The sequence below is a fragment of the Streptomyces sp. NPDC096323 genome, assembly GCF_040302845.1.
Classification (GTDB): domain Bacteria; phylum Actinomycetota; class Actinomycetes; order Streptomycetales; family Streptomycetaceae; genus Streptomyces.
The window spans coordinates 79,374-96,820 of the sequence record NZ_JBEOSI010000018.1; the positions used below are offsets into that span (position 1 = coordinate 79,374).

Below are 17,447 nucleotides of genomic sequence, written 5' to 3' on the forward strand. Positions count from 1 at the left end.
TTATGAGCACTCTTGAGCCCGAGCGCGGGGCAGGCACCGGAACCCTCGTGGAGCCGACACCACAGGTGTCGAACGGCGACGGCGACCACGAGCGCTACGCCCATTACGTTCAGAAGGACAAGATCATGGCGAGTGCCCTGGAGGGCACCCCCGTGGTCGCACTGTGCGGCAAGGTGTGGGTACCGGGGCGCGACCCCAAGAAGTACCCGGTCTGCCCCATGTGCAAGGAGATCTACGAGTCCATGGGCGCCGGCGGCGACAAGGACAAGGGCAAGGGCGGCAAGGACAAGTAGCCCCTGCCGCAGGAGAGAACGGCCCGGAAGAGCCCCCGGGGTGCGCAGCCGCGCGCCCCGGGGGCTCTTCCGCGCCGCCCCTGCGCAGTGGTGGGGGCCACTTGTCGGTTTCCTGGTCCGGACCTAGCCTCCCTGCGGAGCGTGCCTTCCTCGTAACTCGTTAAGGACTGACGACATGGACATGGAACTGATCCCGGCGCCCGTGAGCGTCGGTGACCGGGGGAGGGGCGGATTCATCCTGGACCCCTCCACCACCATCGACGCGGCCCCGGGCACCGAGAGCACCGAGCGCTGGCTGCGCGCGACGCTCGGCGCCGCCTTCGGCCTGCCGCTCGCGCCGGGCGGCGAGGGGGCCGCGCGCGCCATCCGGCTGCGCGTCGATCCGTCGGCGGCGTCCGAGGGCTACCGGCTGACGACCCGGGCCGACGAGAGCGTCGTGATCACGGGCGGCAGCCCCGCCGGGGTGTTCTGGGGTGCGCAGACGCTGCGTCAGCTGCTGGGGCCCGAGGCCTTCCGCCGGGCCCCCGTCAACGGCCGTGGCGCGACCGCCCTCGGGCCCACGGACATCGAGGACAGTCCCCGCTTCGGCTGGCGCGGTCTGATGCTGGACGTGTCACGGCACTTCCTGCCGAAGGACGAAATCCTGCGCTACCTCGACCTCCTCGCCGCCCACAAGCTGAACGTCTTCCACTTCCACCTCACCGACGACCAGGGCTGGCGCATCGAGATCAAGCGCCACCCGCGCCTGACCGAGGTCGGCGCGTGGCGTGCGCGGAGCAAGTACGGCCACGGGGCGTCCGAGCTCTGGGACGAGACCCCGCACGGCGGTTACTACACGCAGGACGACATCCGCGAGATCGTGGCGTACGCCGCCGAGCGGCACATCCGGGTCGTCCCCGAGATCGACGTCCCCGGCCACTCGCAGGCCGCCATCAGCGCCTATCCGGAGCTGGGCAACACCGACGTCGTGGACACCGCCGCGCTGACCGTCTGGGACGACTGGGGCGTCAACCCCAACGTGCTCGCCCCCTCCGACCACACCCTGCGCTTCTTCGAGGGCGTCTTCGAGGAAGTGCTGGAGCTGTTCCCCCCGGAGACCTCGCCGTTCATCCACATCGGCGGCGACGAGTGCCCCAAGGACCAGTGGAAGCAGTCGCCGGCCGCCCAGGCCCGGATCAAGGAACTCGGCCTGGCCGACGAGGACGAGCTGCAGTCCTGGTTCATCCGGCACTTCGACAGCTGGCTCACCGCACGGGGCCGGCGCCTCATCGGCTGGGACGAGATCCTGGAGGGCGGGCTGGCCGAGGGCGCGGCCGTCTCCTCGTGGCGCGGGTACGCGGGCGGCATCGCGGCCGCCGAAGCGGGGCACGACGTCGTGATGTGCCCGCAGCAGCAGGTGTACCTGGACTTCCGTCAGCACGGCGGCCCCGACGAGCCGATGCCCATCAGCTACGTCCGCACCCTGGAGGACGTCTACCGCTTCGAACCCGTGCCGCCGGCCCTCTCCGAGGAGGCGGCCCGGCACGTCCTCGGCACCCAGGCCAACGTCTGGACCGAGGTCATGCAGAACCGCTCCCGTGTCGACTACCAGACCTTCCCCCGCCTCGCGGCCTTCGCCGAGGTCGCCTGGTCCGCCCTGCCGGCCTCCGCCGACCGGGACTACGCCGACTTCGAGCGCCGGATGACCGCGCACTACGCGCGACTTGACGCGCTCGGCGTCGAGTACCGGCCGCCGGGCGGCCCGTTGCCCTCCCAGCGGCGCCCCGGAGTCCTCGGACGCCCGAAGGAGGGAACACCCCCGAACGTGTGAGACCACCCGGTCCGGTTGCCGCCGCCACGGTCCCTCGACCGTGGCGGGGACGCCGGTCGGCCGAGTCGCACAAGCGCGTGGAACAGCAGTAATTCGCAATCTGCGCCGAAGAGGTGCGAAACGGGAGTATTCCCCTGACCGGGGAGGGATACGCCCTTCGCGGACCCTCGCGTCGGCCCGGTCGGAAGATGTGCCAGAGTTGCCACGTCCGGGCCTCGAGCACGTACCGTACGGCGAAACAGGCGGGACAGCCGGGACACCGGGAAGGGGCAGCTGGGTTGACCACGCACGCACCGCAGGCGACGCAGTCCGTCACGCTGCCTGCCTCGCTGGACGAGGCCGTGGCGGCACTCGGCGCCATGCCCGCCGCCGTCCCCGTGGCAGGCGGCACGGATCTGATGGCGGCCGTCAACAAAGGGCTCCTGCGCCCCTCCGGACTGGTCGGCCTCGGCCGGATCAGCGAGCTCCGCGGCTGGCACTACCAGGACGGCCACGCCCTGCTCGGCGCCGGGCTCACCCACGCACGCATGGGGCGGCCCGACTTCGCCGCCCTCATCCCCGCCCTCGCCGCCTCCGCACGCGCGGCGGGCCCGCCCCAGATCCGTAACGCCGGAACGCTCGGCGGCAACATCGCCACCGCCGCGGCGACCGGCGACGCCCTGCCGGTGCTCGCCGCCCTGGAGGCCGAGCTCGTCATCGCGGGCCCCGGCGGCGCGCGCCGCGAGATCCCGGTCTCGCACCTGCTGGCGGGCCGCGAGATGCTGGAGCCCGCCGAGCTGATCGGCTTCGTCCGCGTCCCGCTGCTGCACGCCCCGCAGGTCTTCCTCAAGGCGACCGGACGCACCGGCCCCGGCCGGGCCACCGCCTCCGTCGCGATCGTGCTCGACCCGGCCCGGCGCGGGGTGCGCTGCGCGGTCGGCGCCATCGCGCCGATGCCGCTGCGGCCGCTGGAGGCCGAGCGCTGGATCGCCTCACTGATCGACTGGGACGGCGATCGGGGCCTCGCCCCCGACGCGCTGGCCGCCTTCGGCGAGTACGTCGCCGCGGCCTGCATCCCGGACCAGGCACCACCGGCCGACGGGGGCGAGGCGCCACCGCTGCCCCCCGCCGTACTGCACCTGCGGCGCACCGTCGCCGCGCTGGCCCGACGCGCGCTGGGGAGGGCACTGTCGTGAGCAACGAGGACCACGCCGACCGGCACGGCCGCTGGGAGCCGACCCCGCAGGGCGGCGAGTACGACGCCGAGGCGACCGCCTTCGTCCACCTGCCGCCGGAGGACCTGGCGAACATTCCGCTGGCCGCGCCCGGCCAGGGGTACGTGCCGCCGATGATCCTTCCGCTGACGCCCGCGGCCGGTCTCGACCCGGCGGCCACCGGCAGCTGGGTCGTCGCGACGCCGAACCAGCCGGACCACCAGGACGCGGGCACCGAGCCCGAGCCTGCCCCGGTGCACTGGCCGGACCCGAACCAGCAGCAGACGGCGTACGGATACCCGCAGGCGTCCCAGGAGTACCCGGACCGGTACACCGGCACCCCGGCCGACACCGGCCAGTGGAACTTCGCCGAGAACGGCGGCCCCGTCGAGGCGGCCGGTCACACCGGACAGTGGACGATCCCGGTCGCCGACGGCGAGCTCCCGGAGGAGTCCGGCGAGTTCTCGGCCTCCGCGCTGGCCGCCGGCTGGTACCAGGACCGCACCCCGCCCGCCACGCTGCCCGGCGGTGCGCCCGCGCCGTGGGCGACGCAGGAGCCCCAGCCCCCGGCCACGGACACCCCGGCGCTGGGAACGGATCTCGGCCCGATGCCGGAGTCCACCGCCGAGGTGCAGGCCGACGTCCCCGCGGACGAGCCCGGCACGGACCCGGTCGCGGACGGCGGCGCGGAAGCCGCCCCGGGCACGCCCGAGGACCCCGCGCACCCGAGCCCGGCGGACGAGGACGCGCCGGACGCCGCATCCGAGGACGCGCCGGAGCAGCCCGAAGCGGCAGCCCCGGACGACGCCGCTCCGGATGACACCGCAACCGACGAGGCCGTGGTGGACGCCTCGCCCGCCCCCGCGTCCGGCCTGCCCAGCGAGCACCCCGCCGCCTCCTACGTGCTGCACGTCAACGGCGCCGACCGGCCCGTCACCGACGCCTGGATCGGCGAGTCGCTGCTCTACGTGCTCCGCGAGCGCCTCGGCCTCGCCGGCGCGAAGGACGGCTGCTCCCAGGGCGAGTGCGGTGCCTGCAACGTCCAGGTGGACGGGCGTCTCGTGGCCTCCTGCCTGGTCCCCGCGGCCACGGCGGCGGGCAGCGAGGTCCGTACGGTCGAGGGCCTGGCCGTCGACGGCGAACCGTCCGACGTCCAGCGCGCCCTGGCGGACTGCGGAGCCGTCCAGTGCGGCTTCTGCATCCCCGGGATGGCGATGACCGTCCACGACCTGCTGGAGGGCAACCACGCCCCCAGCGAGCTGGAGACCCGCCAGGCGCTCTGCGGCAACCTCTGCCGCTGCTCCGGCTACCGCGGCGTGCTCGATGCCGTGAACGAGGTCATCGCCGGCCGCGAGGCCGCCTCCGAGGCGGCCTTCGCACCCGAGCCGGAATCCGCTGGGGCGGACGAGGCCCGCATCCCGCACCAGGCGGCGCCCGGTGCGGGTAGTGTGCAGGCCCATCTGCAGGACGGAGGCACGGCGTGAGCAACGACGCCGCCACCGCGGCGGGCGCGACCCACACGGCGATCAGCATCCCGTCGCTGGACGGCCCGAGCGGCCCCGGCACCGAGCAGCCGCTGCTCGGGATCGGCGCCTCGCTGCCGCCCGCCGACGCCCGCGCCAAGACCGAGGGCACGTTCCCGTACGCCGCCGACCTGTGGGCCGAGGGACTGCTCTGGGCGGCCGTGCTGCGCTCCCCGCACCCGCACGCCCGCATCCTGTCCATCGACACCTCGGCCGCTGTCGCGATGCCCGGCGTGCGCGCGGTCGTCACCCACGAGGACGTCCCCGGCGAGGGTTTCTACGGCCGGCGCGTCGTCGACCGCCCCGTCTTCGCGTCCGACCTGGTCCGCCACCACGGCGAGCCGATCGCCGCGGTCGCCGCCGACCACCCCGACACCGCCCGGCTGGCCGCTGCCGCGATCACCGTCGAGTACGAGGTGCTGGAGCCGGTCACCGACCCGGAGAAGGCGTTCGCCGCCGAGCCCCTGCACCCCGACGGCAACCTGATCCGCCACATCCCGCTGCGCTACGGCGACCCGGAGATCACCGGCGAGGTCGTCGTCGAGGGCCTCTACCGCATCGGCCGTCAGGACCCGGCGCCGATCGGCGCCGAGGCCGGACTCGCCGTGCCCCGCCCCGACGGCGGCGTGGAGATCTACACCGCGTCCACCGACCCGCACACCGACCGGGACCTCGCCGCCGCCTGCTTCGGCCTCGAACCCGACCGGGTGAAGGTCGTCGTCACCGGGGTGCCCGGCGCCACCGGCGACCGCGAGGACCCGGGCTTCCAGCTCCCGCTCGGCCTGCTCGCCCTGCGCACCGGCTGCCCGGTCAAGCTGGCCGCCACCCGCGAGGAGTCCTTCCTCGGCCACGCGCACCGCCACCCCACGCTGCTCCGCTACCGCCACCACGCGGACGCCGAGGGCCGCCTGGTCAAGGTCGAGGCGCAGATCCTTCTGGACGCGGGCGCCTACGCCGACGCCTCCTCGGAGTCCCTGGCCGCCGCCGTCGCCTTCGCTTGTGGTCCGTACGTCGTGCCGCACGCCTTCATCGAGGGCTGGGCCGTCCGCACGAACAACCCGCCGTCCGGCCATGTCCGGGGCGAGGGCGCGATGCAGGTCTGTGCCGCGTACGAGGGCCAGATGGACAAGCTGGCCGCCAAGCTCGGCATCGAACCGGCCGAACTGCGGATGCGCAACGTCCTGTCCACCGGCGACATCCTGCCCACCGGACAGACGGTGACCTGCCCCGCCCCGGTCGCGGAACTCCTGCGTTCCGTACGCGACTTCCCCCTCCCCTCGCTGCCCAAGGACGCCCCGGAGGACGACTGGCTGCTGCCCGGCGGCCCCGAGGGCGCGGGCGAACCCGGCGCCGTGCGGCGCGGGGTCGGTTACGCGCTGGGCATGGTCCACATGCTCGGGGCCGAGGGCACCGACGAGGTCTCCACGGCCACCGTCCGGGTCCACGACGGAGTCGCCACCGTCATCTGCGCCGCGGTCGAGACGGGCCAGGGCTTCTCCACGCTGGCCCGGCAGGTCGTGCAGGAGACGCTCGGCATCGAAGAGGTGCACGTCGCGTCCGTCGACACCGACCAGCCCCCGGCCGGCCCGGCGACGCACGGCCGCCACACCTGGGTCTCCGCCGGAGCGGTCGAACGCGCGGCGAAGATGGTCCGCACCCAGCTGCTCCAGCCGCTGGCCCACAAGTTCGGCATGTCCACCGAGCTGCTCCAGATCGCCGACGGGAAGATCACCAGTTACGACGGGGTGCTCTCCACGACCGTCATGGAGGCGATGGACGGCAAGGAGCTCTGGGCCACCGCCCAGTGCCGCCCCCACCCCACCGAGCCGCTCGACGAGTCCGGTCAGGGCGACGCCTTCGTCGGCCTCGCGTTCTGCGCGATCCGCGCCGTGGTGGACGTCGACATCGAGCTCGGCTCCATCCGTGTCGTCGAGATGGCGATCGCCCAGGACGTCGGCCGGGTCCTCAACCCCTCCCAGCTGGCGACCCGGATCGAGGCGGGCATCACCCAGGGCATCGGGGCCGCCCTGACGGAGAACCTCCGCAGCGCCCGCGGTCTCGTCCGCCACCCCGACCTGACGGGCTACGCCCTGCCGACCGCGCTGGACGCCCCGGACATCCGCATCGTCAAGCTCGTCGAGGAACGCGACGTGGTGGCCCCGTTCGGCGCCAAGCCCGCCTCGGCGGTGCCGGTCGTGACCTCGCCGGCCGCGGTGGCGGCGGCGGTCCGCTCGGCCACCGGCCGCCCGGTCAACCGCCTCCCGATCAGGCCGCAGGCGGCCGTCGCGGCCCCGAAGGGCTGAGGCGGCCCCGCCCGCGAAACGACACCGCCCGCCCCTCTGCGTGAGGGGCGGGCGGTGTGCCGTGGAGACCGTGACCGGATTCGAACCGGTGTAACTCGAGTTGCAGTCGAGCCCCTGAGCCTCTCGGGCACACGGTCATGCGTTGGCGGGACGTCCCGACCGTAGGCCCCGGGCGGCCCGGCGTACAAGGGCGCGGGCCGCCGTGCAACGCGACTGCCATACGGCGTTCACGATCGGAGCCGGGCGGGGACCCCGCGTGCCGAGGCCCCTCGACCGGCGGTCGTACGACCAACGGACGAGAACGGGAGCGACTCGCGACAGGGCCCATCCTGGTTATTGCCCCTTACCCTAGGGCTCATGACCGCCCTGGAACCGCGTGACGCCGATGTCTCGCCCCGCCCCGAAGACACCGACGACACCCGCGGGACAGCGGTGGCGGCAGCACCCGACGGCGTCCTGGGACGGGCCTACCGGGCGCTCAGCATCGGCATCGTCTCCGTGGTGTTCCTGATCGCCTTCGAGGCGACCGCGGTGGGGACCGCCATGCCGGTCGCCGCCCGTGAGCTGCACGGCATCCCGCTGTACGCCTTCGCGTTCTCGGCGTACTTCACCACCAGCCTCTTCGCCATGGTGCTCTCCGGCCAGTGGGCCGACCGGCGCGGGCCGCTCGCCCCGCTCGCCACGGGGATCAGCGCCTTCGGGGCGGGGCTGCTGCTGTCCGGGACCGCGGGCACGATGTGGATGTTCATCGCGGGCCGGGCCGTGCAGGGGCTCGGCGGCGGGCTGGTGATCGTCGCGCTGTACGTGGTGATCAGCCGGGCCTACCCGGAGCACCTGCGCCCGTCGATCCTGGCCGCCTTCGCCGCGAGCTGGGTGATCCCGTCCGTCGTCGGGCCGCTGGCCTCCGGGAGCGTCACCGAGCACATCGGCTGGCGCTGGGTCTTCGTCGGCATCCCTGCGCTGATCGTCTTCCCGCTGGCGCTCGCGCTGCCCGCGATCCGCCGGACGGCGTCCGGGCCCGCCGACCCGGCGGCGCCCGTCGAGCCGTACGACCGCCGGCGCATCGTGCTCGCGCTGGGCATCTCGCTGGGCGCCGGTCTGCTCCAGTACGCCGGGCAGGAGCGGAACTGGTTCGCCTTGCTGCCGGCCGCCGCCGGAGCCACCCTGCTCGTCCCCGCGATCCGCGGCCTGCTGCCCCCGGGCACCGCCCGCGCGGCCCGCGGGCTGCCCGCGGTGGTGCTGCTGCGCGGGGTGGCGGCGGGGTCGTTCATCGCCGCCGAGTCGTTCGTCCCCCTGATGCTGGTCACCCAGCGCGGGATGTCCCCGACGATGGCCGGACTCTCGCTCGCCGCCGGCGGCGGGACCTGGGCGCTGGGCTCGTACGTACAGTCCCGGCCGCGTTTCGAACCGCACCGCGACCGGCTGATGGTGGGCTGCATGGTGCTCGTCGCGGCGGCGATCGCGGCGGCTCCGGCCGTGCTGATCGAGTCGGTGCCGGTCTGGACCGTGGCGGTGGCCTGGGCGTTCGGCTGCTTCGGCATGGGCGTGGTGATCGCCGCCACCAGCGTGCTGCTGCTGAAGCTGTCCGCCCCCGAGGAGGCGGGCGCGAACTCCGCGGCCCTGCAGATCTCCGACGGCCTCTCGAACGTCCTGTTGCTCGCCGCGGGAGGCGCGGCGTTCGCGGCGCTGGGCGGGGGAGCGGTGGGGGCGGCGCACGAGGCGGTGCGCGCGGGCGCGTCGGGCTCGCACCCGGGGGCGTTCGCGGTGGTGTTCCTGCCGATGGCTGGGGTGGCGCTGGCGGGGGCGTGGGTGGCGGGGCGGGTGCGGGCGAACGCGTAGTACTGCGTAGTACCGCGTAGTACCATCGAATCATGGCTGGTTTGAATCTGCGGTTCACCGAAGAAGAGCTGGACGCTTTGCGTACGCGTGCCGAGGCGGAGGGGCGCAGCATGCAGTCCTTCGCCCACGACGCGGTGATTACCGCCATAAACGAACACTCACGCCTCTTCAACGAGGCGGCGGAGCATGTGCTGAAGGCGAGCGAGGAGCTCAACCGGAGGCTCGCCTGATGCAGTACCTGACCATGCCCGAGCTGCTCAACCTGGCGGAGCGCCTCGGTGCGGCAGAGGTGCGTGACTACGGACTGCTCGACTCGGCACTGGCCCGCCCGCAGTCGAGCGTGTTCGGCCAGGACGCCTACCCGGACGTCTGGCAGAAGGCTGCCGCACTGATGGAGTCACTAGCGCGCAATCCTGCGCTCGTCGATGGCAACAAGCGCATCGCCTGGTACGCGACCTGGGTATTCCTGCATATGAACGGCCACCCGCTGAATGCTGGCTTCGATGTGGACGAGGCCGAGCAGTTCGTGTTGGACGTCTGTCAGGGAGTGCTGGACATGCCCAAGATCGCAGAGCAGCTGCCCAGGTTCGCCAAGTAGAGAGCCCCCCTGTGAAGCGGGTCTCAGAGGTGCCGAACCACGGCTGGTTCGTACGGGGTTCCACCCCGCCCCCCGGTAGGGTGGCCCGGTTGTCGTATCGCGTACGGGCCCGTCCCGGTCCGTGCGGACAGCACCCCACGCACCCGAGAGACCTGAACCGGAGACCGTGACTACTACCGCCTCCCACCACCTCTCACCCGCCTTTCCCGGCCGCGCCCCCTGGGGCACGGCCGGCAAGCTGCGAGCCTGGCAGCAGGGCGCCCTCGAGAGGTACATCCAGGAGCAGCCGCGCGACTTCCTCGCCGTCGCGACCCCCGGCGCCGGGAAGACCACCTTCGCGCTGACCCTCGCCTCATGGCTGCTCCACCACCACGTCGTGCAGCAGATCACCGTCGTCGCGCCCACCGAGCACCTGAAGAAGCAGTGGGCGGAGGCGGCCGCACGGATAGGGATCAAGCTCGACCCCGAGTACAGCGCGGGCCCCGTGAGCAAGGAGTACCACGGGGTCGCGGTCACATACGCGGGCGTCGGCGTCCGCCCCATGCTGCACCGCAACCGGTGCGAGCAGCGCAAGACCCTGGTCATCCTCGACGAGATCCACCACGCCGGTGACTCGAAGTCCTGGGGCGAGGCCTGCCAGGAGGCGTTCGACCCGGCGACCCGGCGGCTCGCCCTCACCGGCACGCCGTTCCGCTCGGACACCAACCCGATCCCCTTCGTGGCGTACGAGGAGGGCAACGACGGCATCCGGCGCTCCTCGGCCGACTACACCTACGGTTACGGCAACGCGCTGGCCGACGGCGTCGTCCGGCCCGTGATCTTCCTCAGCTACAGCGGTAACATGCGCTGGCGCACCAAGGCCGGTGACGAGATCGCCGCCCGGCTCGGCGAGCCCATGACCAAGGACGCCATCGGGCAGGCCTGGCGCACCGCACTGTCGCCCACCGGCGACTGGATCCCCAACGTCCTCAGCGCCGCCGACAAACGCCTCACCGAGGTCCGCAAGGGCATCCCCGACGCGGGCGGGCTCGTCATCGCCACCGATCAGGAGTCGGCGCGCGAGTACGCCAAGATCCTCAAGAAGGTGACCGGCGAGAAGCCCACCGTCGTCCTCTCCGACGAGAAGGCCGCGTCGAAGAAGATCGACAAGTTCACCGAGGACGGATCACGCTGGATGGTCGCCGTCCGGATGGTGTCGGAGGGTGTCGACGTGCCGCGCCTGGCCGTCGGCGTGTACGCCACCACCATCTCGACGCCTCTCTTCTTCGCCCAGGCCGTCGGCCGCTTCGTGCGCTCCCGCAGGCGCGGCGAGACCGCGTCCGTCTTCGTCCCCACCATCCCGATGCTCCTCGACTTCGCCAACGAGATGGAGGTCGAACGGGACCACGTCCTCGACAAGCCCAAGAAGGGCAGCGACGAGGAGAACCCGTTCGCGGAGGAGGACAAGCTCCTCTCCGACGCCGAGAAGCTGGAGGACGAGGAGACCGAGGAGCAGCTGCCCTTCGAGGCGCTGGAGTCCGACGCGGTTTTCGACCGGGTGCTGTACGACGGCGCCGAGTTCGGCATGCAGGCCCACCCGGGCAGCGAGGAGGAGCAGGACTACCTCGGTATCCCGGGACTGCTGGAGCCCGACCAGGTGCAGCTGCTGCTCCAGAAGCGGCAGACCCGGCAGATCGCGCACAGCAGGCAGAAGCCGGCCTCCGAGGCGGACCTGCTGGAGAAACCGGCCGGGGACCGGCCGGTGGTCACGCACAAGCAGCTGCTGGGACTCCGCAAGCAGCTGAACACCATGGTGTCGGCCTACACGCACCAGAGCGGCAAGCCGCACGGCGTCATCCACACCGAGCTGCGCCGGGTGTGCGGCGGGCCGCCGAGCGCGGAGGCCACGGCCGGGCAGATCGAGCAGCGGATCAAGAAGGTCCAGGAGTGGGCCACCCGCATGACGTGAGCAGTGCCGAGCGCACGCACCGGCCCGGGGCGGGGACAGAGGTTCCCCCGCTCCGGGCCGGCGTCATGCGGGGGCCGCTACCAGACGTGCGAAGCGGACTGGACGGACGTCGCCACGCACGGCACGGTGGCGGACGTCGGGGACGAGGCCACGATCTGCAGTGACCAGTTGGTTGAGCTCGGGGGAGTGGGCAGCACCACGGAGTTGGTGCTGTTGCCCGCCGCGAGCGTGCCCGAGGTGAGCTTCAGCGGGCCGAGGGTGATCGGATTGCCGCCGCTCATACCGGGGTTGGTCTTGGCGGAGAACTGGACCTGACTGGTGACGCCGCCCACGGTCTTGGTGAGCTTGAGCGTCGTCGTGATGCTGTTCGGGTCGGCACTCGTGCCGACCGGCATCGTGATCGCCGATGACGTGATCTTGATGGTCTTGGTCGTGCCGTTGTCGGCGGCGGTCAGGGTGGCGAGACCACTGCCCCAGGAGCCGCAGTTGTAGGTGGCCGTCGCGATGAGCGGGGTCACCGCGGAGGCCGTCGGGGCGGTGAGGGCGAGCAGTCCGGCGGTCGAACACGCCGCCGCCAGGATCAGCGGCAGGCGTCTTCGCCGGGACGTGCGGGTGGGAGAGATCGACATGACGGGTGGAACTCCTTCCGGTGTGAATTCCGCGGATCCGACGTCCTGTCGCACCGTTTCGCTGCGCTCGGTGCATTCGCTGGACGTGCGGATCTGCGTGCCGGGCCCGGCATGTCGGGTGCAGTGAAACGGCGATCTTCGAAGAAGTCAACAGATATGCGAAAAACGTCTTCCGCAATCCCTTCGGGCCATTTCCGAAAAGGATCAAACGGCCTTCTCTTGACTTCTCTGCACGTGACCTCCTCAATGTGCGCAATCAATGGTCCATGAAAGGGTGTCAGGTGATCCGACGACGAAGACCCGGTGTGACCGGTCTGCTCGCGGCCTGTTTCGTACTGTCACTGGGCTGCGTCGGGGCGACGGCCGCACCGTCCCCGCCCGCCCGGCCGATGGCCGCGGCCGGGACCGTCACCCCGACCGTGCACTGCGTCCTGCCCGCGGGCCAGGGCGAGGCGACCGGACCGCAGGAGATGACCGTCGAGCTGTCGCCGGCCGTCGTCGAACCGGGCGGCAAGGTGCACGCGAAGGTGACACTGGGCCCGTCCCCGGCCACCAGCAAAATCGCCCTGGAGGACGTGCCGACCACCATCAGCCTCGACCTCGCGATGTCCGGCGGGGCCACGGGCACCACCACCGTGCGGGGCGCCGAGTTCATCATGAACGTCCCGGTCGACACGCCCATGGAGTTCCCCCCGTTCGAAGGTGACTTCCTGATCCCGGCGGACGCCTCGGGCGAGATCTCGTTCGCTCCGATCCGTACGCTGACGCAGACCAAGGTGTTCGGATCGGTCTTCGAGACGCCCTGCGACGTCGTCGACGGCGGCGGATCCATCGGCACGGTCACCGCGGAGGGCTCCGCGTCGGAGCCCGCCACCCTGGCCGCGCCCGCCGACCCGGTACGCCCCAACACCGCGGTCAAGCTGAGCGGTTCGGGATGGACGCCGGACGGCGCCCCCGTGCCGTCGCTGTGCGCGGTGGGCGGCGGTGGCTGCGATCCGCTGAAGTTCACCGCCCAGACCCTGCGGATCGACTCCTACGGCACGCTCACCGGCACCGCCACCCTCGGCGAGGCCGGAGCCGTACCCGACGGCAGCTACGAGGTGAAGGTCAACGACGGTACGAAGGAGGCCACCGCCCCCCTCACCGTCGAAGCCGTCGCGGCCGGCAACCGGGAGATGGAGCTGTCGGCGGACAGTGGACCGGTCGGCAGTGTGATCACGGTCAGCGGCCGCAACTACAACCCGGACCGCTGGATCAACGTCATCGGCCTCGACGCCGCGGGCACCACGCTCGACGACAGCGCGGTCTATGTGAAGAGCGGCGCGGACGGCACCTGGGCCGTCGAGTTCACCGTCATCTCCGATGCCGTCGCCGCCGTCCAGGCCGACGAGGGAAACGACCCGGCGACCGTGCGCACCGCCCCGTTCACCGTCACCACCGGCGGCGGAGGCGGCAGCACGGCCGAGCAGCGGCTGAGCACCCAGGTCAGGGCGGGCACCCTGTCCATGACCCAGGACGGCGACACCGTCGACTTCGGAACCACGGTCCTGGGAGCGGGCGGCGCGGCGCAGACCGCGCGGCTCAACGGGGTAGAGGTGGAGGACGCCCGCGGCGTCAACAGCGGCTGGTCCCTGACCGCGACCCTCAGCAGCTTCACGAGCGCCGACGGGTCCGTCATCCCGGCCCACGCCGTGCGCTGGACACCGTCCTGCTCGGCGCAGGCCGGCAGCGTGGGGACGCCGGTGGCCGGAGCGCCCACGGCACTCGGGCCCGAGGCGGCGAGCCTGTGCCGGGTGGATCCGGACGGATCACGTCCGTTCACCGGCGGCAAGTTCGACGCCGACGCGGATCTCGCCCTCACCGTTCCCGAATTCACCCGGCCCGGAGATTACAGCGCCACCCTGACCCTGACCCTGCTGTAAAGGGCACCCACGAAAGCACCGACGACGCCCGTCTGTTCCGTACGGAAAGGGAACAGGCGGGCGTCGCCCATTCCGCATTCGGATCATCCGCATTCCGATTCCCTTGGAGGAGCAGCATGTTCGCGCATCGCAGACCCACCGGAAGGCCGGGCCGCCCCGTGTGGCGCCGCGCCGTCGCCCTCGGCGCCGGAGCCGTACTCGCCTGGACCGGCGGAACCGTCGCGCTCGCACCCCTCGCCCACGCCGGAACCATCACCCCCACCGTCCACTGCACCCTGCCCGCCGGCCAGGGAGAGGCGACCGGGCCGCAGGAGTTCAGCATCGAACTCGCCCCCGACGTCGTCGACCCGGGCGGCAAGGTCCACGCCAAGGTGACGCTCGGCCCGTCCCCCGCCACCAGCGGACTCAGCCTCAACGACGTGCCCACCACCCCGAGCGTCGACCTCGCCATGTCCGGCGGCGCCACCGGCACGGTCACCGTCACCGGACCCGAGGTCAGCCTCGACATCCCGTCCGGGCAGCCGATCGAAATCCCGCCCTACGAAGGCGACTTCCTCCTCCCCGCGAACGCGAGCGGCCCGATCACCTTCACCCCGCTGCGCAACCTCACCCGCACCAAGGTGCTCGGCTCCACCTATGAGACGGCCTGCACCGTCACCGCGGGCGGCGGCTCCATCGGCACCGTGACGGCGGAGGGCAGCGCCGGTCAGCCGGCCACGCTCATCGCCCCCACCACGCCGGCCCGGCCCTCCACCTCCGTCACCCTGTCGGGCAGCCGCTGGACCGTGGGCGCCACCCCCGTACCGTCACTCTGCGCGGCGGACGGCGGCGGCTGCGACGCCGGGAAGTTCGCGGGCAACTCCCTCGCGATCAACAGTTCCGGGCAACTGACCGGCAGCGCCGTGCTCGCCCAGGCGGGCACGGTGCCGGACGGCTCGTACCTCGTGAAAGTCGGCGACGGTACGAAGGAGGCCACCGCGCCCCTGACCGTCCAGGCCTTCGTCCCCGACGGGCCCCGCGCCATCGCGCTCTCCCGTGGCAGCGGACCGGTCGGCAGCGTCATCACCGTCACCGGCAGCGACTACCGGCAGGACCGTTGGATCAACACGGTCGGCCTTGACGCGAGCGGAACGACGCTCGACGACACGGCCGTCTACGTGAAGAGCCGCCCGGACGGCACGTTCGCCGTGGACTTCACCGTCTCGGACCCGGCGATCGCCGCGATCCAGGTCGACGAGGCCAACGACCCGGCGACCCTGCTCACCGCACCGTTCACCGTGACCGAGGCCACCGCGACGCTCTCCGCGGGCATGGCCAAGGTCAAGCCCGGCGGGACGATCGGCGTCTCCGGCGACGGCTGGCCCTCCGGCGCCACCCCCGCCGCCGCCCTGTGCGCCGCCGACGGCAGCGGCTGCGACGCGGCCCGGATCAGCGGCTCCACCCTGCGGATCGCCGCCGACGGCACCCTGACCGGTACGGTCACCGCCGCCGGATCCACCCCCCGCGGCGTCTACGCCCTCCAGGTCACGGCGGGCGGCGCGCAGGCCCTCACCCAGCTCACCGTCGCCCCCACCTTCGTCGTCCTCACACCGGCGGCCGGGCCGAAGGGCACGGCGGTCACCGTGCTCGGGCAGGGCTTCGCCAAGGTGGCGACCGTGTCCATCGTCGGGCTCCGGGCGAACGGCTCGCAGACCTCCGACCCGGTGCGCACCAAGGTCGTCGGCCTCGACGGGGCTTTCTCGCAGACCTTCACCGTCAACGCGGCCGACACCGTCGCCCTCCGGGTCCGCGAGGTCCTCGTCAACCCGCGTACGGAGACTGCCGCGTTCACCGTCCAGGACGGCACCGCCCCGACCGGAGCCTCCTTCGCGCTCTCGCCACCCGAAGGGCCGCCCGGCACGGTGGTCCAGGTGACCGGCCGGGGCTTCGCGCCCGTCGCCACGGTCTCCGTCACCGGGCGCACCGCCGACGGCAAGCAGACCTCCGACTCCTACGTCACCCGGGTCATCGGACTCGACGGCACGTTCGCCCTCAACTTCACCGTCCGGGACCCGGCGACGAGGTCGATCAGGGCCTGCGAGGTACTCGTCAACGGTAAAACCGTCCAGCAATTGTTTACGGTGAGTTAACGCCGGTTCACGTCCGGTGTACGGAGCGTCGCGGGGCAGTCGGCCGACCAGGACGCGCGTAGATGCGCACCGCTCGACCGGTGCCCCGCTGACCGGCGCTTATATGACTTAGCCGAGTTCAACGCCCGGATTCTGGACGAGGTCTTCCGCTGAGCGGACTGGCTCGCTACTGTCCCCAAAACGTGAACGCCCCGTGGCAGCGCCGCCGCGGAGCGCAGCCGGTGCCTTGGCCAGGCCGGCGGCCTCTCCGTGCGTCGCCGCTGGGACCGGTGGCGCACAATCCGTGGGAACAGCCGCCGCCGCTCACCGAAGAGGAGAGGGCGTCGTGACCGCGGAGACCTCCCAGACGCTCGACCGAGGACTGCGTGTCCTCAAGCTGCTCGCCGACACCGACCACGGCCTGACGGTCACCGAGTTGTCCAACAAACTCGGCGTCAACCGCACGGTGGTCTACCGTCTGCTCGCCACCCTGGAACAACACACCCTGATACGCCGCGACTTGGGCGGCCGGGCACGAGTCGGTCTGGGCGTCCTGCGCCTGGGCCGTCAGGTGCACCCGCTCGTCCGGGAGGCCGCGCTGCCCGCGCTGCGGTCCCTGGCCGAGGACATCGGGGCCACCGCCCACCTCACGCTGGTCGACGGCACGGACGCGCTGGCGGTCGCGGTCGTCGAACCCACCTGGACCGACTACCACGTGGCCTACCGGGCCGGCTTCCGCCACCCGCTGGACCGGGGTGCCGCGGGCCGGGCGATCCTCGCCGCCCGCCAGAAGCCGGTGGGCGAGACGGCGTTCACGCTCACCCACGGAGAACTGGAAGCGGGCGCGAGCGGGGCCGCGGCCGCGCTGATGGGGGTGACGGGGGTCGAGGGCAGCGTCGGCGTGGTGATGCTCGCGGACGCGGTCCCGGAACGGGTGGGTCCGCGCGTGGTGGACGCGGCGCGCGAGGTCGCCGACGCGCTTCGCTAGCGCGGGCTGAGGGGTTCGGTTTCCCTGCGGGGTGGCCGCGCCCCGGTGTGGCTGCCCCCTCCCGGGGCGGAGGGTTCCGCGGGGTGCGGGGTGCGGGGTGCGGGGTGCTCCGGCGGGCCGGTTCCGTCCTCAATCGCCGGACGGGCTTGAGTGGTGCGGGTGCTCCGCGTTGCGCGGGGGTGCGCCCCACCCGGGTGGGTGGGGGTCCGGGGTCCCTCCGGGGCGTCTCCTCAAACGACGAACGTTCCGCCGGTACGCAGCGGACCCGGGTCGATGTTCGTCGTCCTGCGGGG

General features: G+C 72.4%; 13 protein-coding genes and 1 tRNA gene. 12 read left to right on the top strand and 2 right to left on the bottom strand.

Going from position 1 to position 17,447, the window contains the following annotated elements; genetic code table 11:
• The first annotated feature begins 2 nt into the window (after positions 1-2).
• The 5 genes from ABTX18_RS34845 to ABTX18_RS34865 all read left to right on the top strand — a co-directional run bounded on the left by ABTX18_RS34845 (position 3) and on the right by ABTX18_RS34865 (position 7,122).
• Entirely contained in the window at positions 3-293 is a 291-nt protein-coding gene (locus ABTX18_RS34845; RefSeq protein ID WP_352126806.1) for a DUF3039 domain-containing protein, read from the top strand.
• Positions 294-468: 175 nt separating this feature from the next.
• Complete coding sequence (locus tag ABTX18_RS34850; protein ID WP_352126807.1) at positions 469-2,103, top strand: beta-N-acetylhexosaminidase; 1,635 nt, start codon at positions 469-471, stop codon at positions 2,101-2,103.
• A gap of 278 nt (positions 2,104-2,381) precedes the next feature.
• Positions 2,382-3,278: an FAD binding domain-containing protein gene (locus ABTX18_RS34855; RefSeq protein ID WP_352126808.1), complete on the top strand. Its 897-nt coding sequence runs from the start codon at positions 2,382-2,384 to the stop codon at positions 3,276-3,278.
• Positions 3,275-4,780, top strand: coding sequence for a 2Fe-2S iron-sulfur cluster-binding protein (locus tag ABTX18_RS34860; protein ID WP_352126809.1), 1,506 nt, complete (start codon positions 3,275-3,277; stop codon positions 4,778-4,780). The genes ABTX18_RS34855 and ABTX18_RS34860 overlap by 4 nt, the downstream gene beginning before the upstream one ends.
• Positions 4,777-7,122: a xanthine dehydrogenase family protein molybdopterin-binding subunit gene (locus ABTX18_RS34865; protein WP_352126810.1), complete on the top strand. Its 2,346-nt coding sequence runs from the start codon at positions 4,777-4,779 to the stop codon at positions 7,120-7,122. The genes ABTX18_RS34860 and ABTX18_RS34865 overlap by 4 nt, the downstream gene beginning before the upstream one ends.
• Positions 7,123-7,184: 62 nt before the next feature.
• Here the strand turns inward: ABTX18_RS34865 and ABTX18_RS34870 are convergent.
• Positions 7,185-7,259, bottom strand: a tRNA-Cys gene (locus ABTX18_RS34870).
• Between the two features lie 220 nt (positions 7,260-7,479).
• Between ABTX18_RS34870 and ABTX18_RS34875 the strand changes: the two genes are divergently transcribed.
• The 4 genes from ABTX18_RS34875 (at position 7,480) to ABTX18_RS34890 (ending at position 11,507) form a co-directional block, all read left to right on the top strand.
• Positions 7,480-8,961 carry an MFS transporter gene (locus ABTX18_RS34875; RefSeq protein ID WP_352126811.1) on the top strand — a complete coding sequence of 494 codons (1,482 nt, stop codon included), beginning with the start codon at positions 7,480-7,482 and terminating at the stop codon, positions 8,959-8,961.
• Positions 8,962-8,993: 32 nt separating this feature from the next.
• The gene (locus ABTX18_RS34880; protein ID WP_352126812.1) at positions 8,994-9,191 is read left to right on the top strand and encodes an Arc family DNA-binding protein; all 198 of its coding nucleotides are present in this window, start codon (positions 8,994-8,996) and stop codon (positions 9,189-9,191) included.
• Positions 9,191-9,559, top strand: a complete 369-nt coding sequence (locus ABTX18_RS34885; protein ID WP_352126813.1) for a type II toxin-antitoxin system death-on-curing family toxin — start codon at positions 9,191-9,193, stop codon at positions 9,557-9,559. Before ABTX18_RS34880 ends, ABTX18_RS34885 begins: the two co-directional genes overlap by 1 nt.
• A gap of 166 nt (positions 9,560-9,725) precedes the next feature.
• On the top strand, positions 9,726-11,507 hold the full coding sequence (locus ABTX18_RS34890; RefSeq protein WP_352126814.1) for a DEAD/DEAH box helicase: 1,782 nt from the start codon (positions 9,726-9,728) through the stop codon (positions 11,505-11,507).
• A gap of 77 nt (positions 11,508-11,584) precedes the next feature.
• Here the strand turns inward: ABTX18_RS34890 and ABTX18_RS34895 are convergent, their stop codons facing one another.
• Positions 11,585-12,136 carry a hypothetical protein gene (locus ABTX18_RS34895; RefSeq protein WP_352126815.1) on the bottom strand — a complete coding sequence of 184 codons (552 nt, stop codon included), beginning with the start codon at positions 12,134-12,136 and terminating at the stop codon, positions 11,585-11,587.
• 305 nt (positions 12,137-12,441) lie between these two features.
• Between ABTX18_RS34895 and ABTX18_RS34900 the strand changes: the two genes are divergently transcribed.
• The 3 genes from ABTX18_RS34900 (at position 12,442) to ABTX18_RS34910 (ending at position 17,154) form a co-directional block, all read left to right on the top strand.
• Complete coding sequence (locus ABTX18_RS34900; RefSeq protein ID WP_352126816.1) at positions 12,442-14,058, top strand: WxL domain-containing protein; 1,617 nt, start codon at positions 12,442-12,444, stop codon at positions 14,056-14,058.
• Positions 14,059-14,174: 116 nt separating this feature from the next.
• Complete coding sequence (locus ABTX18_RS34905) at positions 14,175-16,187, top strand: hypothetical protein (RefSeq protein ID WP_352126817.1); 2,013 nt, start codon at positions 14,175-14,177, stop codon at positions 16,185-16,187.
• 325 nt (positions 16,188-16,512) lie between these two features.
• Entirely contained in the window at positions 16,513-17,154 is a 642-nt protein-coding gene (locus ABTX18_RS34910) for an IclR family transcriptional regulator (protein WP_024489166.1), read from the top strand.
• Positions 17,155-17,447: the final 293 nt, after the last annotated feature.